At 68.8% G+C, this 22,372-nt stretch carries 20 protein-coding genes, 1 tRNA gene and 1 pseudogene; 8 read left to right on the top strand and 14 right to left on the bottom strand.

Translation table 11 applies throughout. The features are described from left to right. Positions 1 to 92: 92 nt before the first annotated feature. Positions 93 to 1,772 (top strand): rhomboid family intramembrane serine protease, encoded by a 1,680-nt coding sequence (locus VYJ16_RS12125; protein WP_336350565.1) that lies wholly within the window; start codon positions 93 to 95, stop codon positions 1,770 to 1,772. A 30-nt stretch (positions 1,773 to 1,802) separates the two neighbouring features. On the opposite strand, the gene VYJ16_RS12120 is transcribed toward VYJ16_RS12125, so the two are convergent. Next, on the bottom strand, positions 1,803 to 2,534 hold the full coding sequence (locus VYJ16_RS12120; protein ID WP_336350564.1) for an METTL5 family protein: 732 nt from the start codon (positions 2,532 to 2,534) through the stop codon (positions 1,803 to 1,805). A gap of 7 nt (positions 2,535 to 2,541) precedes the next feature. Continuing rightward, on the bottom strand, positions 2,542 to 2,946 hold the full coding sequence (locus tag VYJ16_RS12115) for a DUF7961 family protein (protein WP_336350563.1): 405 nt from the start codon (positions 2,944 to 2,946) through the stop codon (positions 2,542 to 2,544). A gap of 137 nt (positions 2,947 to 3,083) precedes the next feature. On the opposite strand from VYJ16_RS12115, the gene VYJ16_RS12110 reads away from it, so the two are divergent. After that, on the top strand, positions 3,084 to 3,971 hold the full coding sequence (locus VYJ16_RS12110; protein WP_336350562.1) for a hypothetical protein: 888 nt from the start codon (positions 3,084 to 3,086) through the stop codon (positions 3,969 to 3,971). Positions 3,972 to 4,290: 319 nt separating this feature from the next. On the opposite strand, the gene VYJ16_RS12105 is transcribed toward VYJ16_RS12110, so the two are convergent. The 3 genes from VYJ16_RS12105 to VYJ16_RS12095 form a co-directional block, all read right to left on the bottom strand. Further along, positions 4,291 to 5,316: a disk-shape morphogenesis protein volactin gene (locus VYJ16_RS12105; protein ID WP_227130865.1), complete on the bottom strand. Its 1,026-nt coding sequence runs from the start codon at positions 5,314 to 5,316 to the stop codon at positions 4,291 to 4,293. 101 nt (positions 5,317 to 5,417) lie between these two features. Further along, complete coding sequence (locus tag VYJ16_RS12100; protein ID WP_336350561.1) at positions 5,418 to 6,377, bottom strand: cell division protein CdpA domain-containing protein; 960 nt, start codon at positions 6,375 to 6,377, stop codon at positions 5,418 to 5,420. 94 nt (positions 6,378 to 6,471) lie between these two features. Further along, positions 6,472 to 6,957: a multiprotein bridging factor aMBF1 gene (locus tag VYJ16_RS12095; protein ID WP_464379855.1), complete on the bottom strand. Its 486-nt coding sequence runs from the start codon at positions 6,955 to 6,957 to the stop codon at positions 6,472 to 6,474. Here VYJ16_RS12095 and VYJ16_RS22250 point away from each other — a divergent pair. Then, positions 6,941 to 7,000, top strand: a pseudogene (locus VYJ16_RS22250) (DUF8138 family protein); the annotation flags it as partial. The gene VYJ16_RS12095 and the pseudogene VYJ16_RS22250 overlap by 17 nt on opposite strands. 54 nt (positions 7,001 to 7,054) lie before the next feature. Here the strand turns inward: VYJ16_RS22250 and VYJ16_RS12090 are convergent. The 4 genes from VYJ16_RS12090 to hflX all read right to left on the bottom strand — a co-directional run bounded on the left by VYJ16_RS12090 (position 7,055) and on the right by hflX (position 10,943). Then, entirely contained in the window at positions 7,055 to 7,675 is a 621-nt protein-coding gene (locus VYJ16_RS12090; protein ID WP_336350559.1) for a CDP-alcohol phosphatidyltransferase family protein, read from the bottom strand. Then, a complete protein-coding gene (locus VYJ16_RS12085) occupies positions 7,672 to 8,235 on the bottom strand; it encodes an adenylate kinase family protein (protein WP_336351112.1) in 564 nt (187 codons plus the stop codon). The genes VYJ16_RS12090 and VYJ16_RS12085 overlap by 4 nt, the downstream gene beginning before the upstream one ends. Positions 8,236 to 8,249: 14 nt before the next feature. Then, positions 8,250 to 9,368: a histidinol-phosphate transaminase gene (gene hisC / locus VYJ16_RS12080; protein WP_336350558.1), complete on the bottom strand. Its 1,119-nt coding sequence runs from the start codon at positions 9,366 to 9,368 to the stop codon at positions 8,250 to 8,252. A 276-nt stretch (positions 9,369 to 9,644) separates the two neighbouring features. Then, positions 9,645 to 10,943: a GTPase HflX gene (gene hflX, locus VYJ16_RS12075; RefSeq protein WP_336350557.1), complete on the bottom strand. Its 1,299-nt coding sequence runs from the start codon at positions 10,941 to 10,943 to the stop codon at positions 9,645 to 9,647. 307 nt (positions 10,944 to 11,250) lie between these two features. Between hflX and VYJ16_RS12070 the strand changes: the two genes are divergently transcribed. After that, on the top strand, positions 11,251 to 12,357 hold the full coding sequence (locus VYJ16_RS12070; RefSeq protein WP_336350556.1) for a hypothetical protein: 1,107 nt from the start codon (positions 11,251 to 11,253) through the stop codon (positions 12,355 to 12,357). Next, positions 12,351 to 13,235 (top strand): mechanosensitive ion channel family protein, encoded by an 885-nt coding sequence (locus VYJ16_RS12065; protein ID WP_336350555.1) that lies wholly within the window; start codon positions 12,351 to 12,353, stop codon positions 13,233 to 13,235. Before VYJ16_RS12070 ends, VYJ16_RS12065 begins: the two co-directional genes overlap by 7 nt. Before the next feature lie 89 nt (positions 13,236 to 13,324). Here the strand turns inward: VYJ16_RS12065 and VYJ16_RS12060 are convergent, their stop codons facing one another. The 4 genes from VYJ16_RS12060 to VYJ16_RS12045 all read right to left on the bottom strand — a co-directional run bounded on the left by VYJ16_RS12060 (position 13,325) and on the right by VYJ16_RS12045 (position 17,758). Next, complete coding sequence (locus VYJ16_RS12060; RefSeq protein ID WP_336350554.1) at positions 13,325 to 14,956, bottom strand: GMC family oxidoreductase; 1,632 nt, start codon at positions 14,954 to 14,956, stop codon at positions 13,325 to 13,327. Next, entirely contained in the window at positions 14,953 to 15,492 is a 540-nt protein-coding gene (locus VYJ16_RS12055) for a twin-arginine translocation signal domain-containing protein (protein ID WP_336350553.1), read from the bottom strand. The genes VYJ16_RS12060 and VYJ16_RS12055 overlap by 4 nt, the downstream gene beginning before the upstream one ends. Before the next feature lie 97 nt (positions 15,493 to 15,589). Next, entirely contained in the window at positions 15,590 to 16,333 is a 744-nt protein-coding gene (locus tag VYJ16_RS12050) for a fumarylacetoacetate hydrolase family protein (RefSeq protein ID WP_336350552.1), read from the bottom strand. Positions 16,334 to 16,471: 138 nt separating this feature from the next. Then, positions 16,472 to 17,758 (bottom strand): M20 family metallopeptidase, encoded by a 1,287-nt coding sequence (locus VYJ16_RS12045; protein WP_336350551.1) that lies wholly within the window; start codon positions 17,756 to 17,758, stop codon positions 16,472 to 16,474. Positions 17,759 to 17,867: 109 nt separating this feature from the next. Between VYJ16_RS12045 and VYJ16_RS12040 the strand changes: the two genes are divergently transcribed. Both VYJ16_RS12040 and arcD read left to right on the top strand, forming a co-directional pair. Further along, positions 17,868 to 17,942 (top strand) — tRNA-Glu (locus tag VYJ16_RS12040). Between the two features lie 354 nt (positions 17,943 to 18,296). After that, positions 18,297 to 19,775, top strand: a complete 1,479-nt coding sequence (arcD, locus tag VYJ16_RS12035) for an arginine/ornithine antiporter ArcD (protein ID WP_336350550.1) — start codon at positions 18,297 to 18,299, stop codon at positions 19,773 to 19,775. A 63-nt stretch (positions 19,776 to 19,838) separates the two neighbouring features. On the opposite strand, the gene VYJ16_RS12030 is transcribed toward arcD, so the two are convergent. Further along, the gene (locus VYJ16_RS12030) at positions 19,839 to 21,164 is read right to left on the bottom strand and encodes an ABC transporter permease (RefSeq protein WP_336350549.1); all 1,326 of its coding nucleotides are present in this window, start codon (positions 21,162 to 21,164) and stop codon (positions 19,839 to 19,841) included. Between the two features lie 170 nt (positions 21,165 to 21,334). On the opposite strand from VYJ16_RS12030, the gene VYJ16_RS12025 reads away from it, so the two are divergent. Beyond that, positions 21,335 to 22,309 carry an ABC transporter permease gene (locus tag VYJ16_RS12025; protein ID WP_336350548.1) on the top strand — a complete coding sequence of 325 codons (975 nt, stop codon included), beginning with the start codon at positions 21,335 to 21,337 and terminating at the stop codon, positions 22,307 to 22,309. The last annotated feature ends 63 nt before the right edge of the window (positions 22,310 to 22,372 follow it).

Here is a 22,372-nt window from a genome sequence, read left to right as displayed (position 1 = left end):
CGCCAGCGCTGGCTTGAACCGACGGGCGGCCGGGTGCGTCGTCGGCGCCGTCGCGGGCAGTACTTTTAGCCTTCGACCCCCACGGCTCCGGTATGCTCTCGGCCGCCTGGCTCGGGCCCGCCTTCGTCGTCGCGGTCCTCCTCACGCTCGCCGGTTCGTTGTACGCCGTCGCTCGCATCGACGACCCCGACGGCGCGTGGGGGCACGCGCTTCGCTCGCGGCTCGTCATGGGCGTTCCGTGGGGGACGCTCGTGACGACGGCGCTCGTGCTGCTCGCGTACCTCCTCGTCCAGGACGGGTTCGCGCAGTGGCGCGACCCCGTCACCATCCCGTTCCGGTCGTGGTCGTGGTTCTACCCGACCGGCGTTGCGTTCGCGTCGTTCACGCACGTCGGCCCCGGGCATCTCGTCGGGAACCTCATCGGGACGCTCCTGTTCGGGTCCGTCGCCGAGTACGCGTACGGCCACTTCCCCGACCGGCGCGGCTCGCAGTCGTTCACGTCACTCACCACGAACCCGTTCGTGCGGGCGTTCTGCTTCGTCCCGGCCGCCGCGCTCGTCGGCGGCGTCGCGCTCGCCGCGTTCGGGCTCGGGCCCGTCATCGGGTTCTCCGGGGTCGTGTTCGCGCTCGCCGGGTTCGCGCTCGTGCGCTATCCGATGACGACCATCGTCCTCGCGCTCGGCGGACAGAGCGTCGCGAGCGTGTTCTACAGCGCACTCCAGAACCCCATCGTCACCGCGCAGGTCACGCCGTCGCCGCCGTCGCCGCCGTGGTGGGCTGGCATCGCCATCCAGGGGCACGCACTCGGCTTGCTACTGGGAATCGTCGCCGCCGCGGTCGTGTTCAGTCGCCGTAGCGAAGGCCCGAGCGCCCTCCGCCTGTACGCGGGCGTCCTCTTCTTCGGCGTCTCGAAGTCGCTGTGGGCGATCTACTTCATCGAGAGCAGCGACCGGTTCGTGCTGTTCCGCGCCCCCGGGCTCGTCGCCGTGTTCGTGCTCGCGGTGCTCGTCGCGGGCGCGGTCGCGAGCCGCGGCGACGGCACCGCGAACCCGCTGCGCCTCCTCGAAGGCACCGGGTCGGCGTGGCGGACGCTCGCGCTCGCCGGCCTCGTCGTCACGTTCGCGGTCGTCGCCGGGATGGCGCTCCCGACGAAACTGAACACCGCGCAAGCGTCGAGCATCCCGGGCGAGAACCCCGTCGACGTCCGGGACTACACGGTGACGTACGCCGAGGGCACCGAGTACAGTCTCGTCTCCGCGGTCGACGTCCCGTTCGTCGACCTGCCGACGGAGAACGTGACCGCCTCCGGGGTCATCGTCGTGAGCGAACGCCGCGGCGTCTGGTACCCAGCGGTCTCGAAGGGACAGCTCGCGTTCGGCGGGTCGCGGCAGGTGGACGTCGGCGGCGTCACGTGGCGCGATTCGGTGTGGGCGATCCGCCGCGGGTGGTCGGCGAACGGCGGCCCGACGACGTACAAGGTGTGGTTGCAGCGCCCGAACGAGTCCGCGAACCTCGCGTTCGTCGCCGACGCGGCGACCGCGGACCCGGTGCTCGACGGGAAGAACGTGAGCGTCGCCGCCACCGAGAACGGGTTCGCCATCGTCGTCTCACGGAACAACGAGACGCTCGCTCGCACGACGATGCCGAGCGAGGGCGGGAACGCGACCGTCGCCGGCATCTCGTTCGAACGCCAGGGCCGGCACGTCTACGCGGTCGTCAACCAGACGCGCGTGAAGGTGTTCACGAAGGAGAAGTACGGCCGGAACCGGTAACCGAACGCGACCCGCTCCACGCTCGCGGCGTCACGTCCACTCGATGCGGTAGGCTTCGGCGTCGATGGCGGCGGATTCGTGGTCGTGGAACTCGAACTGGTTGTCGACGTCGAGTTCGACAGCGAATGCGTCGGTGACGGTTGCGTCTGCGTCTGCGGCGTACGCGCGAACGAAGTCCTCGCTGCCGGCGTTGTGGACGGTGTAGGAGACGCTGGCGACGTCGCGGACCTGGTCGAGGAACGCGCGGTCGGCGTGCTCGTTCCCGTCCTGCGCACCGAACGGTGGGTTCGAGAGGACGACGACGCGCTCGTCGAACGCGAGCGGGAGGTCGGTGGCGTCGCCGACGACCCACTCGACGGGCGTGGTCGCGCCGACGCGAGCGGCGTTCTCGCGAGCGGTACGGAGTGGCGCGGGGTCGACGTCGACGCCGACGACGCGACGGGGGCCGCGGAGGGCGGCGGCGAGCGCGAGCATCCCGGTTCCGGTGCCGAGGTCGAGGACGGTCGCCCCTCCGTCGTCGACGAGGTCACCGCCCTGGGCAGAGTCGCTGTCAGTGAGGTCGCCGCCCTGGACAGAGTCGCTGTCAGTAAGGTCACCGCCCTGGGCAGAGTCGCTGTCAGTAAGGTCGCCGCGTTGGTCGGCGACGTGAACGAGCGACGCGGCGACCTCCGCCGAGGTGGCGTACTGTTCGAGCGAGGGACTCGGGTCCTGGAAGTCCTCGACGACGCCGAGGCGGCGGGCGAGCGCGCGACGTGTTGGCATCGGGTGCCTATTCGGCGTCGAGCGTGATGGGTGCGTCGAGTTCGAACGCCAGGCCTTCGCGGCGGGCGCGTTCGGCGCACGCGGCGAGCGCGGGGCGGACCTTCTCGGCGTCCGGGACCGATTCGCACGTGACGCGGACGCTCGCGGCGCCGAGGAACGCGGCGGCGCGGACGTGCCCGCGGATGCGGTCGGCCTCCTCCTGGGTGGCGAGCGAGCAGTCGTCCTCGAAGCGCGCGCGGACGGCGAGCGTCGACGGCGAGTACCCTTCGGTGGCGAGTTCGCGCTTGAGGTCCCGGAGGTACTCGGGGGCGGTGGATTCGAGGGTGTCCGCGTCGACCTGGACGGGGGTGACGTCTTCGGGCCGGCAGCGTTCGATGGTTCGTTCGACGTTCGGCGAGGGGGTCGCGCTCATCGTACCAACGCATACATACTGCGAATACAAAAGCCTTTGTTTATGTTCTGTAGTAATACGCGGGCCGGGTCAGTTACGGATTACCGACCCATGAGAGAATGGAACACACTTATTATTGCGGGTTAAGCAGTTCCTGTATGAAAGATTGCCCACGCTGTGGCTCCTCCCTGAGCCACTACGCCCTCGCGGACGGGGAGGCCTACGGCTGCGACGCCTGCGGGTGGGTCGGCGTCGACGTCGAACACCGAAGCAAACCGGCGACGCTCGAATCCTGGCACGACGCTATCTCTCGATTCGAGTCGAAGTTCGCACGCGACGGCTCCGAGAACGCCGTCCGGAACCTCGAACGCATCCGGGACAACGTCTCCATCCCAGACGACGCCCCCGAATCAGACCCGAAGCCCCACGTCGAACGCGTCCCCAGCGACGTCCCAGCAGACGCCGACGCCGACCGCGACGAACCAGACGCTCAGGCCGAGGTCGACACGGCCGACCCCGAGACGGGACGCCAGGACGACGACCTAGCGGAAGGTGACGCAGTCGAAGACGAGGCAGCCGAAGACGACGCAAACGACGCGGCTGACACCGGTGAGGGCGACGCGACACCGACGAGCGAATCCGACGACGCACCATCCAGCGAGGATCAGGACGTGGAGTCGGACAAGAACGAAAGCACTGCATCCGACGAGAACGAGGACGCGAGTACGGAACGGGCGGCCGACGTGGACGAGGACGAGAGTACGGAAAGGGCGGCCGACGTGGACGAGAGTACGGAACGGGCGGCCGACGTGGACGAGGACGCGGTCGCCGCATCCGACGAGGTCGCAACTACCGACCACGACGAAGTCGATACGGAACCCACCGGCGAAGAGGACGCCGACCGCGGAGCGGACGACGAAGACGAGGAGGTGGACGACGCGGACGGACGAACCACGAACGACACCGAACCGGGGTCGACGGACGACGACGATACCGACCCCGACGCCAACAGCGTCGACGAGGACGCCACCGCAGAAGCCGCCTGACCAATCCCCGAGAATCCGTCTCACGACCGGGTCGACCGCGACACCTGCACCGCTTCAACGAGCCCGGTACTCCTTCAACGAGCCGACCCGTTTTCGACGACCCGACTGCAACTCGAGAACAGACCTCGCCACTCGGAACGCACCAACAGCAACGCGACCGGACGCCGGACAATCGACGTCCCTGCCGGAAGCGACGACCACACGCGTCGCTCCACGCCAACGTCTAGCGCGCGAAAAACGAGGTGAACGACGGCGACACCGCGTCGACTAAACGTCACGACCGACCGAGTCGTCGGACACGAAGCCGGGCGTCGTGGCGTTACTCGTCCGCTGCAGCCGCTTCCGCCTCTTCCTCGGGCTCGTCGACGTCCTCGTCGGAGCGTGCGGCGACGAGGCCACCACGGGCGACCGAGTACAGCGGCTCGCTCGCGTGATGGACGCCACTGATCGAGAACGGGATGTTCGCGTCCTCGAGGTGGTCGCGGAACAGCGCCTCGAAGCCGTTCGGGCTCGAGGTACCGCCCGTGACGACGACCGGGACGTCGAGGCCCTCCTCGATGTCCTCCTCGTCGACCTCCTTCACGACGTTCTGGATGACGTAGTCGAGCAGGTTCTCGTAGTAGATGGAGAGTGCACCCTCGACGCCACCGACGTCGGTGGTGAAGTCGAGCTCGAAGTCGCTCTCCTTGACGCTCGTGACCTTGTCGACCGGGGTACCGGTCGCCTGCGCGGCCTGCTCGTCGACCCAGTCCCCACCACGGGCGACGGAGAACTTCATGACCGGGACCGCGTAGTACGCGAGACAGACGTTCGTCATGCCTGCGCCGAAGCTGATGCCGAGGCCCGTGAAGTTGTTGTCAGCGAGCTCGCTGTAGATGACAGCCATCCCCTCGTTGATGGGTTCGGCGTCGTACCCCATGTTGTCGAGGAAGCTCTCGATGGTCTTCTGGTGGTAGAGCGTCGAGAGCTCGGAGTCGATCGGGTCCGCCGGGACGGAGAAGTACAGTTTCTCGTCGGGATAGCTGGGTTCGCCGACGACCTGCTCGATGATGAGCTTCATCATCGGGATCGCGGACTTCTCCTGGCTGGAGAGGATCCCGTGCTTCATCGGGCGTCGGGTGTTCTTGTTGAAGATATTTGCAAAGTTCAGTGCGTCGTCACCTACGACGTACACCTTGTCGTCCTTCCGGATGTGGAGGACCTCCGACCGACTGAGCATCTGCTCGGCCATGTCAGAGTACTCGATCTCCACGAAGGAGTTCCGCTGCTGAACGAATACGGTATCGCTACCATCCTGTTGTGCGGACAGGATGTTCATCGTGCCGACGTCTAGGCCTTTAGCCATATTTGCCCATGTACCCCACCGGATAATAAAACTATGTGAAATTATTTCATCAGGATAGAGGTTAGTATTAACTGGCTCCTAATTGAAGTACGAGCGGGCGCTCAACCGAGCCCGAGCGCGCGCTTCAGTCGCGTCCACAACCCGTCACGTCCACCACCGAGTGACCCCGAGCTATCCGACGCCACGTCCTTCTCGGCCTGTTCGCGCTCCCGACGCTCACGCAACTCCTTGAGCTTCGCCGTCTGGTCGTCGACCGTCGACTGCGACCGCGCCGTCTTCTTCTCCCCGCCCTTCATCGCCTTCAGCGAGTTGATCTGCGAGTCGACGCCCGAGGACCGCGTTGTCTTCGCCATCCCGCCAGCGAGCGTCGTCCCCTCCATGTCCGGGTCCTCGCTGAAGTTCAGATTCCGATTCTCGGAGCGCTCGACGCCACCCCACGAGAGCTCGACGCCCGACATCGCGTCCTCGATGTCCGCCTCTATCTCCGCGTCGGAGATGGACTCGCTCTCGTCCTCGTCCTCCTCCATCGGCTGGATGTCAGCGGGACCAGGTTGCTGGTAGCGCTCCAACTGGTCCGCGATGAGCGCCGCGCCCGTGGAGCCGACGACGAGCACGAGCCCGACCGCGTACAGGCCGACGACGGCGAGCGTCGTCGTCGCGTCACCCTCGTTCCACGACCCGGGGTACGCCGTCCAGAACCACGCCACGGCAACCGTGTTTATCGCAGCACCAGTTCCGGCAGCGTACACCGCGCGCTCCTCGACGGGTAGCAACACGACGACGCCGGTGATGAGCGCGGGGAGTGCGAGCATCCCGGTCGCGAACGCGTACTCGGACCAGAGCCAGTACGCGCTGGTCCCGTGCTCCAGTACGCCGAAGCTAACGACGGTCAGGACGAGCGCGAGCACGCCCAGCCCAACACCGGTGAAGAACAGGCCGAATCCGAGGTAGACGTCGGTGTCCTCCTCGGGTTCGCCGATGTACGTCTCGTAGAGGTCGTAGAGGACGTTGTCCGGGTGGTCCGGACCGGTGGCATCCTCGTCCGCTTCCTCGGTAGGCATTGCCTATGCGTAAACCCCCCACTGCCATGATTGTTTGGTTAACAGTTTGTTACTTGAAAAAAGACGCTGTCAGACGTCTCGCTGTCGCCGAGTTTCAGTCCTTGCGTTTCACGACGTCCCCGAGCGTCGTCTTCGTGGACGACCCGCCACTCCACTCCTCGTCCTCGCCAGATGACCCGCCGGCGTCGAGGTCGATACCGAGTTCCCGCTCGAGCTTCGACTGGACCTTGTCGCTCGGGAGCGTGTCACCGCGCTCTAACTTCCGGATGAGACTCGCCTTCTCGTTGAGTTCGTTCGCGAGATCGGCCTGACTCAATCCCTTCTTCTCACGAGCTTGACGGATTCGTTCGTCGTAGTCCTGGGCGAGCTCGCCCATGTCGTCGAACATGTCCCGGCGTCGCGTACTCCCGCCCGACGACGAGGAGCTCCCCGACGACCGACCGCTCGACGAGGACGAGCTCGAGGACGAGGAACTCGTGGAGTACTTCGTGGACGTGCTCGATTGCTTCTGACTCTTCACTTCCGTTCCGAAGTCGGTGCACTCCGAACAGACGTCCAGTTCGGCGCCTTCGACCTTCACCGTCTTCGGGTCCGACGTTTCGGCACCACACATCTCGCACTGAGCCATATCCTAGCCTTTCTCCCCGCCGCGTATAAAACATGTGCCCCCCGCGTGCTCAGTCGAGTCGCGACCACGCGCCCCAGAACCGCTGGACGGCGGTGACGTGACCGACGACGGCGAAGACGACGAGCAGCCAGCCGACGAGCGTCAGGCCGTAGACCTCGCTCGGGTAGAGGACGACGGCGACGCCGACGGCGCCGGCGAGCGCGAGGCGGTCGGCGCGGCCGAGGACGCCCGCGTACACCCGGTCGAGGCCGACGGCTTGCGCTTGCGTGCCGAGGTACGACGTGAGGAGGACGCCGGTGACGGCGGCGAGCCCGAGGTCGTACCGGCCGATGCCGGCGGCGAGGCCGACGATGATGGCGACGTCCGCGTACCGGTCGAGGACGTGGTCGAGCAGGTCGCCGCCCTCGCTCGCGACGTCCTGTTCGCGGGCGAGCGCGCCGTCGACGATGTCGAGCCAGCCGTTGAACGCGACGCAGACCGCGCCGACGGCGTACAGTGCGGAGACGTCGCCGACTGCGGGTCCGGCGTACGCGTAGAGACCGCCTGCGGCGAGCGCGAGCACGAACGCGATCACGCTCACACCGTCCGGACTCATGCCGAGAGCGTTCGCGGCGCGCACCCACGGGTCGAGCAGGCCCGAGATACGTGGTCTGAGTTGGTCGAGCGTCATAGGTACTCGATGTAGTCGACCGTGCCCGCACTCGGTTCGCGCTCTCCCGCGATGACCGCCGCGATGGCGTCGGCGACCTCGTCCGGGGCCTGGTCGGTCGTCGCGATCTCGTACACGGACTCGGTGCCGTGGGCGTCCACGGTCTCGCCGAGCACGACGTCGAGCGCCTCGCTCTCCGCGTTCTCCGCGGCTTTCGCGGCGGGTTCGCCGCGGTCCGCGAGGCGGGCTTCGAGCGTCTCCGGATGGCACCGCAGGACGACGACGCGGTCGACGTCGAGGTGATGCGCGAGGTGCGAGTCGAGGACGACGACGCTCGCATCGGACGCGGCGACGTACTCGTCGACCCACGCGGCGAGGGCGTCGAGGTCGACGACGACGCTGTCGCGTGCCTCGTCGACGTCGTCGTAGAGCTCCTCGTCCTGAACGACGTCGTTCAGGTGGACGACGTCCACTTCGTCCGCGTCCAGGGCGTCGTACTGGCTGGCGTCGACGCGCTCTCGGAGCCGGTCGGTCGCGGTCGTCTTCCCGGTGCCGGGCGTCCCGGTGACGGCGACGCGCAGCGGACCGCTTGCGGTCACGCGGCGAGCACCTCGTTGATCGCGTCGACGGCGCGTTCGGTGCCCGCTTCGGTCCCGCACGTGACGCGGATGCAGCCGGGGAGCCCGAAGCTCGTGCAGTCCCGCACGATGACGCCGCGCTCCTGGAGTTCGCTCGCGACCGCGTCGGCGCTCTCGGGGCCGCGTGCGTCGCTGACGTCGACGAGCACGAAGTTCCCCTGGCTCTCCCAGACCGGCGCGTCGAGTTCGTCCCGCATGTGCTCGCGCGCCCATCGAGCGGTCTCGACGCTCTTCGCGACGTGGTCGTCGGCGTCGAGCGCGGCGAGTCCGGCGCGACACGCCAGTTCGCTCGCGGCGAAGGGCGTGTTCACTCTCGCGTACGCGTCCGCCCACGCCCCTGGAACGACTGCGTATCCGAGGCGGACGCCGGCGAGCCCGAACGCCTTCGAGAACGTCCGGAGGACGGCGACGTCGTCGCGTTCGGCGAACGCGTGGTCGGCGGCGCCGTCGCCACCGAGCAGCGAGACGCCGGACTGGACGTCCGCGTACTCGGCGTACGCCTCGTCGACGACGACGAGCGTCTCCTCGCCGGTCCGGTCAGCGATCTCGACGACGTCCTCGAGCGAGAACACGCTCCCGGTCGGGTTGTGCGGGCTCGTGAGGTAGACGACGCGCTCGCCGTCGTACTGGCTGCAGACGACGTCGCCGTCCTGCGTGAACTCGGGCCGGGAGAGGTCGTAGCGGTTCACGGTCCCGTGGTGGAAGCGCGCACTCATCTCGTAGTACGCGAACCCGGGGTCGGGGACGAGGACCGCGTCGCCGGGTTCGAGCGCCGCTCGCGCGAGGTAGTCGAGCGCGCCGTCGCCCCCGTTCGCGAGCCAGACCTGCGCGGGGTCGACGCCGTGGCGGTCCGCGAGTGCGTCGGTGAGGTCGGTGTGTGCGGCCTTCGGGTACGACGACGCGTTCGCCGCGGCGCGCTGGATGGCGTCGACGGCCGCGTCCGGTGGACCGAAGGGGTTCTCGTTGGACGCGAGCTTGACGAGGTCGCCGGGGTCCATGCCGAGTTCCCGTGCGACCTCCTCGATGCCGCGCCCCGCCTCGTAGGGGACGTGAGTGGAGAGGTCCCGTGGTTGCATGGTCGAAACCGCGGCCCCGCGGCCCTTGAGCGTTGTCAAAGCGTCGGCTCCGCCTGGCGTTCGGACGACTCGCGCCGGCCTCTGGTGGGCTCGACCGGGGTTTCGACGCTTCAACGCGCACCTCCTGTTACTCATCTGACGCACACGACCGGTCGAGACCGAGCAGACAAACCGTATTCCGCTATACAGAATACGGTGATTCGCGCACGAGTGGCCCTGAAGCGTTTCCGCCGAAGGGATGGGCCACCGATGCGTAGAGACGCTGCTCGGGGCGCGCTAGCGGCTATCCGTGGTTTTCGCGCGAACCCGTTCGAGCACGGACGGTCGTGCGGTCACCGTCACGGTGACGTCCTCGCCGTACGCGACGTCGTCGACGCTGGCGTGGTCGTAGAGCCACGAGAGCGTGCGTTGGCCGTCGCCGTCGTTCGTGAGGGAGAGCGTCGCGGTCTCGGTCGGGAGCGCTTCGCGGACGCGGTCGCGGAGCGCGTCGATGCCGTCGTCGGCGAGCGCGCTGACCGCGACGACGTCGTCCACGGCGTCCGCGAGCACGTCGCGTCGCTCACCGAGGCTGTCGTCGTCGGCATCCTCGTCGCCAGGTACCGCGTCGATCTTGTTCAGGACGCCGACGACCGGCCCCTCGGTCTCGCCGATAGCGTCGATCGAGGTCTGGACCTTCTCCCGGAGTCGCTCGGGGTCGTCGGTCGCGTCGACGACGAGGAGGGTGACGTCCGCGGCCGCGGCCTCGTCGATGGTCGCACTGAAGGACTCGACGAGGTCGTGCGGGAGCGCGTCCACGAACCCGACGGTGTCCGTGTAGCAGACGCCGAACCCGTCGAGCGTCCCGCGGCGCGTGACCGTCTCGAGCGTCGCGAACAACCGGTCCTCGATCGGGCTCGAATCGGTGAGGTCCGCGTGCTCGGGGTCGGCGTCGTCGAGACGCATGTCGTCGGCGAGCCGGTGGAGGAGCGTCGTCTTCCCGGCGTTCGTGTACCCCGCGATGGCGACGAGGCCCTGGCCGGCCTCCCGGCGTTGCTCGCGGCGCTCCGCGGCCAGTTCCGCGACGTCGGCGAGCTCGTTCTCGATGCGGTCGATGCGGTCCTCGACGTCCAGTATCGGGTTCCCCTTCTCGACGGCCTTCGAGAGCTGGGAGACCTTCGTGATGCGGCGGAGCCGCGGGAGCATGTACGCCAGGCGCGCTGCCTCCACCTGGAGCGCGGCGCGCTTGTCGCCGGTGCCCTCGGCGAACACGTCGAGCACGAGCCGATACCGGTCCACGGGCTCGACGCCGTCCGGGAGGAGGTCGACGAGGTCCGCGTACTGGCCGGGGTCGAGCCCGCCGTCGAACACGACGACGTCCGCGTCGAGTTCGCGGGCGCGCTCGGCGAGCTCCGCGGCCTTCCCACGACCGACCCAGGTGCCCGGGTCCTCGCGTCGCTGCTGGGTTACTGCGTCGACGACCGCGTAGCCGGCGGCGTCGGCGAGACGTTCGATCTCTGCCGTATCTGGGCGTTCGCTGGCAGCGCGCGCGACGACGATGGCGCTACCGCCTGCGAGTCGTGACTGTGAATCCTGCATGTGGTGTGATCGACCGACGCGACGCCGCGGGCGGGTCGCGGCGACGGCGTTCGGTCGGGTCGGGCGGTCCAGTGGCGATACGGACGCGATGCCACCGGGAACGAGCCCGCGCTCGGTCCCCGGTCAGCGGGGACGAGAAAGGGTCTCCATGCACTGACGGACGGGCGCACCGCGTATAGTCCTTGGCCTGGTATGTGGGGCGTTGTCGTCCCTGGACGCGGCGGGTGCCGTTTCCGCGAGTGGTCGTGTTGGACGAAAGGGACTTGTCGCGGTGGTGCGTTGGTCTCGCCCGAATGAGGGTGAGTACGTGGCGCTGACCGTTGCGGACCTGGAGGCCGCGGGGTTGGGGAGCCAGCTCGCGACCATCGAGGACGCGGTCGCGACCCACCTCGACGGGTCGGTCGCGAACGTCGCCGTCATCGCGGAGCCGTACGCCGGCCGCGACGTCCTGTTGGAGTACGCGGAGGACCAGTTCGGCGCGGCGTCGGGGCACGTGACGTTCGAGTCGCTCGTCACCGACCCGGCGGCGCTCGAGTTCCCGAACCGCGAGGTCGTGGTCGTCGAGGGCTGTCACTTCCTGTACTCGCGCCGCATCGGCGGGTTCGACGTCCTCGACGCGTTCCTCGACCACATCGCGAACAGGGATGCGTTGTTCGTGACGGCGTGGAACAGGTGGGCGTGGGATTACCTCGCAGCGGTCAAGGACGTGGACCGCGCGTTCCCCGTGCAGGTGGACGTGCCGCGGCTCGAACCCGAGGCCATCTCGGCGCTCGTCCGCGAGCACGTCGACGATTCCCCGAGGTTCGTCGAGAGCGACGGGCACGGTCGCGTGAAGACCGTCGACTTCGACCGGGCGAGCGTCGACGTCGCCGGCCGCGAGGTGTCCGTGCCGGTGCCGTCGCTGAACGTCGAGTACCTGACCGCGCGGGACATGGGCGAGGAGTACGGCGAGACGGAGCGCGTCGTCTACGAGAAGCTCGCGCGGCTCGCGGAGGGGAACCCGGGCGTCGCGCTCGCGCTCTGGGACCGCTCGGTCCGGAACGGCGAGATGTCGCCCGCGTTCCTCGACGACCGCGAAGCGCCCCTGGACCTGGACGACGACGAGGCGATGACGCTCACGAGCGTGCTCACGAACGAACGTCTCGCGATGCCGACGCTCCGCGAGGTACTCCCGGACGTGAACGTCGCACAGGCCGTGCAGACGCTCGAACACCAGGGACTCGTCGAGCTCGAACGCGACGCCCGTCCGCGCTCCCGCGACGACGCCGACGACGTGGACGCCGAGGAGGCGCGTGCGCTCGCGGACGGCGACGGCGCGGGGTCGCCGGGCGAGCGCGTGGACGTCGTCTCTGTCGCCCCCGAGCGCTTCCACGCGGCGGTCGAGCACCTCGAAGGGAGGCGGTTGCTGTGGTAGCGGCCGCTCGATTCCTGGCAGCGGACGCGTCACGGGTAATCGCGCAGACCTCGGCCGAGTCCGACCCGAACGTCTTCGACGCCATCAACTGGAACCTCCTCCTCGAGGCCGTCCCCATCCTCGTGCTCGCGTACTTCCTCGCGCGCTTCTCGAGCACGCTCCTCACCGGGCTCGCCGACCGGTTCGTCGCCGCGCGCTTCCGCGTCACCGTCCTCATCCCCGTGTTCAAACTCGCCATCTACGGGACCGCGGTGTACCTCGCGTTCTCCATCCTGTTCGACCTCACCGAGAACCAGCTGCTCGCGCTCTCGGGCGTCGCCGGCGCGGCGGTCGGGTTCGGCCTGAAGGACCTGCTCGCGGACCTCGTCGGCGGCCTCGCGCTCGTCGTCGAGCAACCGTACCAGATTGGGGACAAGGTCGCGATCGGCGAGTACTACGGCGAGGTCGTCGACATCGGCCTGCGGTCGACGAGCCTCGTCACCCCGAACGACAACCTCGTCACGGTTCCGAACTACCTGTTCTTCAACGAGAGCATCGCGAACGGGAACGCGGGCGCGGCGGAGATGCTCATCACCGTCGAGTTCTACGTCGACCCCGAGTCGGATGCCGCGCGAGCGCGCGAACTCGTCGAGGAGGCGATGCTCACCAGCCAGTACGTGTACGTCACCGACGACCTCCCCCACGAGGTATTGCTCGACGACGACATTCACTACCGGAAGATCACCGGGAAGGCGTACGTGAACGACCTCCGGAACGAGTTCCCGTTCCGGACGGACGTGACGAAGCGCGCGCTCGCCGCGTTCGACCGCGAGGGCATCGAATCCCCGAAGGTTCCCTCCGGCGTCGCCGGCGAGATAGACCATCCCGGCGTGGACTGAATCGACTGCTCGCGGGCGCTCTCGCTGTTCGCTGTTGAATCGACTGCTTGCGGGCGCTCTCAGAGACCTTCGCCGCTGCGTTCGCTCGCTCAGAGACGCTCGTCGACGTGGTCGGCGCACTTGAGGGCGAGTGCGGCGATGGTGAGCGTCGGGTTGAGGGCGCCGCCGTACGTGAACGTCGAGGAGGAGGCGATGGAGAGGTTCCGGAGGTCGTGCGTGCGGAGTTGCGGGTCGACGACGCCGCTCTCGGGGTCGGCGCTCATCTTCGTGGTGCCCATGTGGTGGAACGCGGGGCCGGTGTCGTCGGGGCCGACGGTCCACTGGACGTCGACGCCGAGTTCGTCGAGTATCTCGCGCTGGCGGTCGTTCGCGGCGCGGAGCGTCGCTCGCGTCCGGTCGTCGAGCGACCAGTGGACGTCGGGGACGGGGTTGCCGTGGTCGTCCGTCACCGACGAGTCGAGCGAGACGTAGTTCTCCTTCCGCGGAGGTTGTGCGGCGAGGCCGCCCATCGCGATGGCGTTCCCGTACGCGCCGCGGAGTTCGTCGAGGAGGTCGTCGCCGAAGCTGTCCGCGCCGAGCGCGAGTTCGACGGGGCTCGGGCCGGCGTAGTTCAGGAACTCGAGCTTGAACGGCCCGCGGTCGTCGGTGACGTCGTCGTAGAACTGGTGGGATTCGCTCGTGAGGAACCCGACGTGGTTCTGCCTCGTGGGTTCGTCGAGTCGGCCGCCCATGCCGGCGAAGAGGTGGTCGTGGAAGTACTTCCCGACGAGGCGCGAGGAGTTCGCGAGCCCCCGCGGGTACGCCTCGCTCGCGGAGAGCAGGAGGAGGCGCGGTATCTCGACGCCGCCCGCGGCGAGCACGAACTCGCGCGCTTCTTGCACGTGTTCCTCGCCGTCCGGCGTCGCGTACACCGCGGTCGTGACGGCGTCGCCGGCGCGGTCGTGTTCGAGCCGCTGGACTGGCGCGTGGTCGACGACCCGCGCACCCTTCTCCTCGGCGCGCCCGACGTGAACGGTCGCGTCGTACTTCGCGCCGCTCGGACACACGGGCTTGCACGTCCCCCAGCCCTGGCACGCCGAGCGGCCGTCGCGGCGCTCGGAGTTCCGTGCGTTCGGGACGGTGTGCATCGTGACGTCGAGCGCGTCGCAGGCCTCGGCGAACAGCGAATCCGAGTAGCTCGGCGGGAACCCCGGCATCGGGTACGGTTCCTCGCGCGGCGGCGCGAAGGGATTGTCGCCGGCGGTCCCGGAGACGCCGAGTTCGTCCTCGGCGCTCGCGTAGTACGGCCGGAGGTCGTCGTACGCGATCGGCCACGGGTCGACGCCGGCGGCGCGCGCGTGCTCGTCGAAGTCGCCCTCGTGCAGTCGGAACACCATCCCCTGCCAGTGCAGCGTCGTGCCGCCGACGCCCTTCACGCGCGCCGCGTTCAGCGGGTAGCCGCGGTCGCCACTCGTCGTGTACGCGTCGCGCTCGCCGCCCATGTCCCAGACCTCGTGGGGGTGGTAGCTCGGTCGGATGTCGCGCTCGACGCGCTCGATGCGGTCCGCGCGGTCGAACCGCGGGCCGGCTTCGAGCACGACGACGTCGTGTCCGGCGTTCGCGAGGCGGTCCGCGACCAGGCCGCCCGCGGGGCCGGCGCCGACGACGCAGACGTCGACGCGCTCGCTCGGCGACCGGTCGCGGCCGTCGCCCACGCCACCGTCGGACGCGTTCGCCGTCATCGGTCCGTTCCCGGGCCGCGCTGGTAGCTGTCCGTGCCACCTGGGAATCCCTGCGGGTTCTCCAGGCCGACGAGCCGCCCGCCGGTGTCGGTCGTGTAGAGCGCGTACAGCAGTTCGTTCACGAGGTAGTATCTGACGCGCTCCGGGGGGACGCCCTCCGGGTCGGGGTCCTCGACGTCCACGCCCATCTCGTAGAGGACCGTCTCGGCCGTCTCCGACTCCAGGTCGACGTAGTCGCTGTCGTACCAGTCCTGCGTGTACTCGTCGAGCGCGGCGACCGCGTCCGCCATCCCCGTGCGGTAGTCCTCGTCGCCCTCGCTCCGCGAGAGCGCGTACGTGCGGACGAACGACTCGACGTTCTCGAGGTCGCTCGGATAGATGGCGCGGCCGACGGCGACGGTCGTCGCGAGCGCGTGCTCGTCGAACGCGGGCGGGTCCTCCTCGGTGCCGGCGAACCGGTCCGCGACGACGCCCGCGCCGACGGCGACGCCAGCGGCCGCGAGTGCCCCCATCGCGTCCCGGCGCGTCAACTCCATGTTCACGGGTCTTAGGCAAACCTAAAACTTGAGTCTTGTTACTCGCGGTCGCCTCGACGGCCGACGATGGCCACCGCGACACGGCCGCCTCGACCCCTCAGGCGTCGGGTATCGTCACCGTGTGTTCGAGCGCGCCGACGCCCTCGACCTCGACGCGGACCTCGTCGCCGTCGCTGAGGCGGCCGACGCCCGCGGGCGTCCCGGTCGCGACGACGTCACCGGGTTCGAGCGTCATGTACGTCGTGATCTCCGCGAGCAACTCGGGCACCGAGAACACCATCTGGTCGAGCGAGCCGTCCTGCTTGCGGTCGCCGTTCAGGAACGAGCGGACGTGCGCGTCGTCAGGCACCTCGTCGGGCGTCGCGACGACCGGCCCGATGGGGGCTGCGCCGTCGAACGCCTTCCCGCGCACCCAGTTCGTCTCCTCTCGCTGGTCGTCGCGGTTCGACACGTCGTTCACGCACGTGTAGCCCGCGACGGCGTCCATCGCGTCCTCGGCGTCGAGGTGCTTCGCCTGTTCGCCGACGACGACGCCGAGTTCCGCCTCGAAGTCCAGTCGGTCCTTCCCCGCCGGGAGCGTGACGTCGCTCCCGTGACTCGCGACCGTATTGGGCGGCTTGAGGAACAGGAGCGGCCGGTCGGGGACGTCGTTGTCCATCTCGTCGGCGTGCTCGACGTAGTTCCGGCCGACGCACACGATCTTCGACGGCTCGCAGGGCGCGAGGACGTCGACCGATTCGAGGTCGTACGTCTCGCCCGCGAACGAGACGGCCTCTTCGTCGTCGTGGTACTCGCCGCGGCGGACCGCGCCCGCGGGGTCCCGGAAGCGAACGTGCTTCATACCCGGGGCGTCGCCCCTCTCCGGCGTAGGCGTTCCGGAAGCGGCGAGCGAATCGACTCTCCCTCGCTGGCGTAGGCGGTCCGGAAGCGGCGAGCGAATCGACTCCCGCCCACCGAGCGCTCGACCGTCGGCGTCCGGTCAGGCGTCGTCGTGTGCGCGAGCGAACGTCGCGGGGAGCCGAGCGTATATCTCGGCGTTCTTCGCGAGCGCGTCGACCGTGGTGTACTCGTCGCGGGCGTGGACGGTGTCGGTGCCGAGCGCGAACTCGACGGTCGGGATGCCGGCGTTCCGCAGCGTCTTCGTGTCGCCGCCGCCGGTCGCGCTCCGACGATGCACGCGCTCGCCGACGACGGCCGCCGCGGTCTCGGCGGTCGCGGTCGCGATGGGGCCGTCGACCGGGACGTACGTGCCGCGGCTCCAGGAGACGTCGGTGAGGTGGACGCGGTCGTGCTCGCGGAGGCACTCGCGGATGTCCGCGAGCACGGTCTTCGTGTCGACGCCGGCGACGACGCGGACGTCGAGGCGTGCTCGTGCGCGCTCGGGGACGGCGTTGATGGTGTCGCCGCCGTGGAACTCGCCGAGGTTCGCGGTCGGATACCGGAAGGTGTCCCTGGCCGCCTGTTCGCCCATGATCGGCGCGTAGTAGTCGATGGACTCGTCGACTATCGCGTCGACCTCGGCGGGCACGTCGAGCGGTCGGTCGGTGAGCGACTCGCGGAGGTGCGAGACGGCCGCCCAGAGTACGTCGACGGCGTTCACGCCGAGCGTCGGCCGGGAGCCGTGCGCGCCCTCGCCGGTCGCGTCGAGCGTCAGCCAGATGCTTCCGCGGTCGGCGACGGTGACGGAGTGCCGGCCGCGCTCGCAGGTCGTCTCGCCGATGACGCAGCCGTCCGCGTCGAGGTCGTCGACCACGGACGGCAGTCCGGCGTCCCCGCCGGTCTCCTCGTCGCTGACGACGGCGTACGCGAGCGTCACCGGCGGGCGCTCGTCGACGGCCTGGTAGGCGCGCGCCGCGTGCAGCATCGCGGCGAGCGGGCCCTTCATGTCGGTCGCGCCGCGGCCGTAGATGCGGTCGTCGCCGTCGACCGTCGCACGCTCGCCGAGCGGGTCGCGCGTCCACTCGCTCGCGTCGTACCCGACGGTGTCGAGGTGGCCGTTGTAGAGCAACGTCAGGTCGCGCTCGCCGGGTATCTCGAACAGGAGGTTCGGTTTCGCGGGGTCGACCGTCGCGTCGGCGACGGACACGCCCGCGCCGTCCATGGCGTCCCGGACGACCGCTGCCGCCGCGGTGGTGTCACCGGGCGGGTTCTGCGAGTCCGCAGCCAGTAACGCCATCGCGAGGTCGGCGAGGTCGTCGGTCGTCGCCGCCACGTGCTCGACCGCGGCAGCCGTGCCCGCGTGCGCGGCGTCCGAGTCGTCAGTCATGGTTACGGGTTCGGCCTGGAGCGTGATAACCGTTCTCGGGGACGACGCCGGGGTCCTGGCGGCGATAACGAAACCCTTTAATTTTACCACCCGGAATGAACTGGTACGCGCTCCGTTGGTGTAGTCCGGCCAATCATTTCGGCCTTTCGAGCCGATGACCTGGGTTCAAATCCCAGACGGAGCATCTTCCTGCTTCCACCGACCGCGAGCGTAGCGAGCGGTCCGGAAGCAGGAAGTGCGGTATCTGGATTTGAACCAGCGAGCACGCAGCCGAGCGAAGCGAGGACCGTGCGACCGTGGTTCAAATCCCGGACGGCGCATCTTCCTGTTTCCACCGACCGCGAGGGCCGGGTGCTGATCCGTGGTCTTCTCTGGTTCGGTATCTCTCGGAAGGTTGGGGTCGTGGTGGGTGTCGCGTGCCGTCGGGGACGCGTTCGCGGTGCTGTGTGGGCCGTGAACGTGTTCATTGCCACCACGAGACATTCTCGTCGAGCATAATTCCGTGCGTTTTAATTACTTCAGGTTATTCGGGTCGGGTATGGCATCGCTCTCGTTCGAACCGGCGACGTACGACGACCTCGACCCCGAGCGCCGGCCGACGCTCCGGCAGGCGCTCGTTCCCGTCCTCGGCATCGTCCTCTCCCTCGGCATCGGGTCCGGGTACCTCAAGCTCGCACCGCACGCCCCACTCCTCTGGAGCATCGTCCTCACGGCGGCCGTCGGCACGTACTGGCTCGGCTACACCTGGGACGACGTCTACGACGGCATCGCCCAGTCCCTCCTCACCGGCCTCCAGTCCATCCTCCTCCTGTTCGTCATCTACGCCCTCATCGCGACCTGGATCGCCGCCGGCACCATCCCCGGCCTCATGCGGTACGGCCTCTCGCTCCTGACGCCGACCGTGTTCCTGCCCGTCACCGCGCTCCTCGCCGGCGTCGTCGCGTTCGCCATCGGCTCCTCGTGGACGACCGCCGGGACGCTCGGCGTCGCGTTCGTCGGCATCGGCTCCGGCCTCGGCATCCCCGTCCCCATGACCGCGGGCGCCATCCTCTCCGGCGCTTACGCCGGCGACAAGCAGTCACCGCTCTCGGACACCACGAACCTCGCCGCGGCCGTTACCGACACCGACCTCTACGACCACATCCGCGGGATGCGAAACGGCACCGTCCTCGCGTTCGGGCTCGCCGTCGCGCTCTACGCCGCCCTCGGATTGCGCGCCGGCGGCGCCATCCCCGCCGGCCGAGTCGCCGACATCCAGACCGCGCTCGCCGCCACCTACGACCTCACCCCGCTCGTGTTCGTTCCGCTCGTCGTCACGTTCGGCCTGGCAGTCGCCGGCTACCCCGCACTCCCGACGCTCGTCGCGGGCGTGTTCGCCGGCGTCGCCACCACCGTCCTCGTCCAGGGCGCCGCGTTCACCACCGCCTGGACGGTCTTCCTCAACGGCACGAGCCCCGAGACCGGCCTCGACGTCGTCGACGCACTCCTCGCGAGCGGCGGTCTCGCCGGATCTGCGTGGACCATCTCGGTCGTCGTGCTCGCGCTCTCGCTCGGCGGCGCGCTCGAACGCACCGGCGTCCTCGCCGTCCTCGCGCACGAGGTCGCCGAAGCCGTCACGAACCGCCGGAGTCTCGTCGCGAGCACCGGCGTCTCCGCCATCGTCGTGAACGTGTTCTCCGCCCAGCAGTACATGAGCATCGTCGTCCCCGGGATGACGCTCCGGAACCTCTACGACGAGTACGACCTCGACTCCGCGGACCTCTCCCGCGCCATCGAATCCGCGGGCACCCCGACTGGCGCGCTCATCCCGTGGCACGCCGGGAGCGTCTACATGGCGGGCGTCCTCGGCGTCGCACCCTGGGCCGGCGCGTTCGGACTCGCCGGGTTCGCGCCCTACTACTTCTTCGCGTTCCTCTCCCCGCTCGTGCTGTTCGCCAGCACGCTCCTCGACCGCGGGTTCGTCACCGGCGCGAACGTCGACGGGCCGTCGGCGGACGCGACGCCCGCCGACGACTGAACGCGACGACTCGCCGCCGAGACCCACACGCGCCACTGAGACCCGCCCGCGCCACCGTCCTCGTCACACGTCCCGTGGGTCGAGCGCGTCGCGGAGGCCGTCGCCGAGCGCGCCGAACGCCATCACGGTGAGCGCCAGCGCGATGGTGGGGAAGACGGGCGTCCACCAGACCTGCGGGAACGCGGCCTGGAGGCCGTTGAAGCCGTTCGCGATGGTCTCGCCCCAGGATTCGTTCATGATGTTGTTCATACCCATGTAGGCGACCGCCGTGTGGAGGAGGACGAGGAGCGGAATCATCCGCGTGAGTGCAGTGACGACGGTGTTGGAGACGTTCGGGAGGATGTGTTCGCGGATGACGTGCCGGTCGCTCGCACCGGCGTTCTTCGCGGCGAGGACGTACTGGTGCTCGCTGCGTTGTGCGGTCTCGCTGCGGACGAGGCGAGCGATGCCACCCCACGAGAACAGGCCGAAGACGAGGACGAACAGGAACAGCGTGCGCCCCCAGAACGCGAGGACGAGGTAGACGACGAACGCGGGGACGGCTTGCTGAGCGTCGACGTACCCCATGAGGGTGGTGTCGGTGCGGCCGCCGTAGTAGCCGGCGAGGACGCCGACTGCGGTCGCGAGCGGGACGACGAACAGCGAGATGACGAACGCGAGTTCGACGACGACGCGCATCCCGGAGACGACGAGCGCCGTCAGGGGTTTCCCGAGCGCGTTCGTCCCGAGCGGGTACTCGAGGGTGCCGTGGCAGCGCTCGTTCACGACCGGCCCGACGCAATCGGAGACGTAGTAGTTCACTGGCGTGCTCGTGAACGCCGGTGGTTGACTCTGTGCGGCCGTGTCGATGCTCGGCGGGTAGAGGACGGGACCGACGACGCCAGCGAGGAACACGAGCGCGAGGAAGAGGAGCGAGGCGGTCGCGAAGCGGTCGCGTCGCAGTCGCCGCCAGTACAACCGCGTGAGTTTCGGTCGTTCGACGAGCGGGACGGCGACGAAGCACGTCGCGGTGAGGACCGCGGTCACGAACAGCCACTCGATGCCGGTGACGTCCCAGTACAGGGGGAGGAGTTGCTGGCCGAACAGCGACACGGACGGCCCGATACCTTCGAACGTCGGCTGCTGGGTCGGAACCTCGAAGTAGTCGTAGAGGACGCCCGCGGCGAGGGTCGAGAGTCCGAGGAGGAACGCGATGGTCCGTCTACGGAGCCCGCGACGGGACGGCTCGACGGCGTCCCAGTCGACGGTCTGGAACGCGGCGACTGGCTGACCGCCTCCGTCGGTCTCGGCCGGGGGTGTCGCCACCTCGTCGGTTTCGGTTGGGGGCGTCGCCATCCCGTCGGTATGGGCCGGGCTCGACGCCGTTCCGTCGGTCTCGCGGTCGGACATTGGGGTCGTCAGACGAACCATCGACGCGAGGTGACAAAAACCATTCAGAGGGTCAAACGACCGTTTGACGCTTCGCACGGTATTTGTTGGCGGGGCACGCATGCCCGGTCGATGCAGGTTCGCGGGACCGACGCCCACGCGCCACGAGCGCTCGCCCGGAGGTGCACGCCGTGAACTCGCGGTTCGTCGCGCGTCGCGCGCTGTTCGCCGTCCTATCGTTCTACGGCGTCGTCACGCTCGTCTTCCTCGTGCTCGCGCTCGGCCCGGACCCGACCGGGACGCTCCGGGTCGCGAGCGGCGACCTCCAGACGCTCCTCGCGGCGAGCGATGGCGGGCAGTCGTTCCTCTCGCGATACGCGGGATTCCTCTGGGACGTCACCACCCTGAACTGGGGCCGGTCGACCGCCGGCTTCGAGCAGGGCCCGGCGGTCACCGCGCTGCTCGCGAAGCACCTTCCGTACACGCTCACGTACGCGATTCCGGCGGTCGTCGTCGGCGTCACCGGCGGCATCGCCCTCGGCGTGTTCGCGGCGGTCAACAACGGCGGGACCGTCGACCGCGCCATCCAGTCCATCGGCTACTTCGGGTTCGGCATCCCGAACTTCTTCTTCGCGGAGGTCGCGCTGTTCGTCCTCGAGACAGAGCTCGGCCTCATCGACTTCACGCTCGGCCGTATCGACCCGAAGTTCTACGTCGTCGGCGAAGCCGTCGACATCTGGCAGCCAAGGCACCTCATGGAGTTCGGCGTCATCGCCGCCATCCTCGCGCTCTCGCTGGTCGCCGGACAACTCAGGTACGCGCGCTCGGAGTGCCTGGAGTACGTCAGCGCGGACTTCGTGAAGCTCGCGCGAGCGAAGGGCGCGAGCGAGTTCCGCGTGATGGCGCACGTCCTCCGGAACGCCGCGCTCCCGCTCATCGCGATGTTCCTCGCGGACCTCGTCACGGTCCTCGTCGTGCACGTGTTCGTGCTCGAGTTCGTGTTCAACGTTCCGGGAATCGGCCAGATGGGTATCCAGGCGGTCAAGCAACGCAACCTCCCGTTCGTCATCGGTATCACGATGACGGTCGCCGCCGTCGGCGTGTTCGCGAACTTCGTGCAGGACGTCGGCCTCGGGTACGTCGACCCGCGCACGGACGTGGAGTGACGGCGACGCCAGCATCGCAGGGCGACGACTCGGTCTCGCCGTCGGCGTCGTCGACCCGCGAAG

It is taken from the genome of Halorubellus litoreus, from assembly GCF_037081675.1.
Lineage (GTDB): Archaea > Halobacteriota > Halobacteria > Halobacteriales > Natrialbaceae > Halorubellus > Halorubellus litoreus.
This window is presented reverse-complemented; position numbering and strand designations above follow the sequence as displayed.

Excerpts from the sequence above, each read along its gene's own strand:
- VYJ16_RS12045 (WP_336350551.1), bottom strand. The coding sequence starts at position 17,758 with ATGACTGACGACTCGGACGCCGCGCACGCGGGCACGGCTGCCGCGGTC.
- arcD (WP_336350550.1), top strand. The coding sequence starts at position 18,297 with ATGGCATCGCTCTCGTTCGAACCGGCGACGTACGACGACCTCGACCCC.
- VYJ16_RS12060 (WP_336350554.1), bottom strand. The coding sequence starts at position 14,956 with ATGACGGCGAACGCGTCCGACGGTGGCGTGGGCGACGGCCGCGACCGG.
- VYJ16_RS12050 (WP_336350552.1), bottom strand. The coding sequence starts at position 16,333 with ATGAAGCACGTTCGCTTCCGGGACCCCGCGGGCGCGGTCCGCCGCGGC.
- VYJ16_RS12105 (WP_227130865.1), bottom strand. The coding sequence starts at position 5,316 with ATGGCTAAAGGCCTAGACGTCGGCACGATGAACATCCTGTCCGCACAA.
- VYJ16_RS12100 (WP_336350561.1), bottom strand. The coding sequence starts at position 6,377 with ATGCCTACCGAGGAAGCGGACGAGGATGCCACCGGTCCGGACCACCCG.
- VYJ16_RS12055 (WP_336350553.1), bottom strand. The coding sequence starts at position 15,492 with ATGGAGTTGACGCGCCGGGACGCGATGGGGGCACTCGCGGCCGCTGGC.
- VYJ16_RS12110 (WP_336350562.1), top strand. The coding sequence starts at position 3,084 with ATGAAAGATTGCCCACGCTGTGGCTCCTCCCTGAGCCACTACGCCCTC.
- VYJ16_RS12125 (WP_336350565.1), top strand. The coding sequence starts at position 93 with ATGCTCTCGGCCGCCTGGCTCGGGCCCGCCTTCGTCGTCGCGGTCCTC.
- VYJ16_RS12120 (WP_336350564.1), bottom strand. The coding sequence starts at position 2,534 with ATGCCAACACGTCGCGCGCTCGCCCGCCGCCTCGGCGTCGTCGAGGAC.
- VYJ16_RS12030 (WP_336350549.1), bottom strand. The coding sequence starts at position 21,164 with ATGTCCGACCGCGAGACCGACGGAACGGCGTCGAGCCCGGCCCATACC.
- VYJ16_RS12090 (WP_336350559.1), bottom strand. The coding sequence starts at position 7,675 with ATGACGCTCGACCAACTCAGACCACGTATCTCGGGCCTGCTCGACCCG.
- hisC (WP_336350558.1), bottom strand. The coding sequence starts at position 9,368 with ATGCAACCACGGGACCTCTCCACTCACGTCCCCTACGAGGCGGGGCGC.
- VYJ16_RS12115 (WP_336350563.1), bottom strand. The coding sequence starts at position 2,946 with ATGAGCGCGACCCCCTCGCCGAACGTCGAACGAACCATCGAACGCTGC.
- hflX (WP_336350557.1), bottom strand. The coding sequence starts at position 10,943 with ATGCAGGATTCACAGTCACGACTCGCAGGCGGTAGCGCCATCGTCGTC.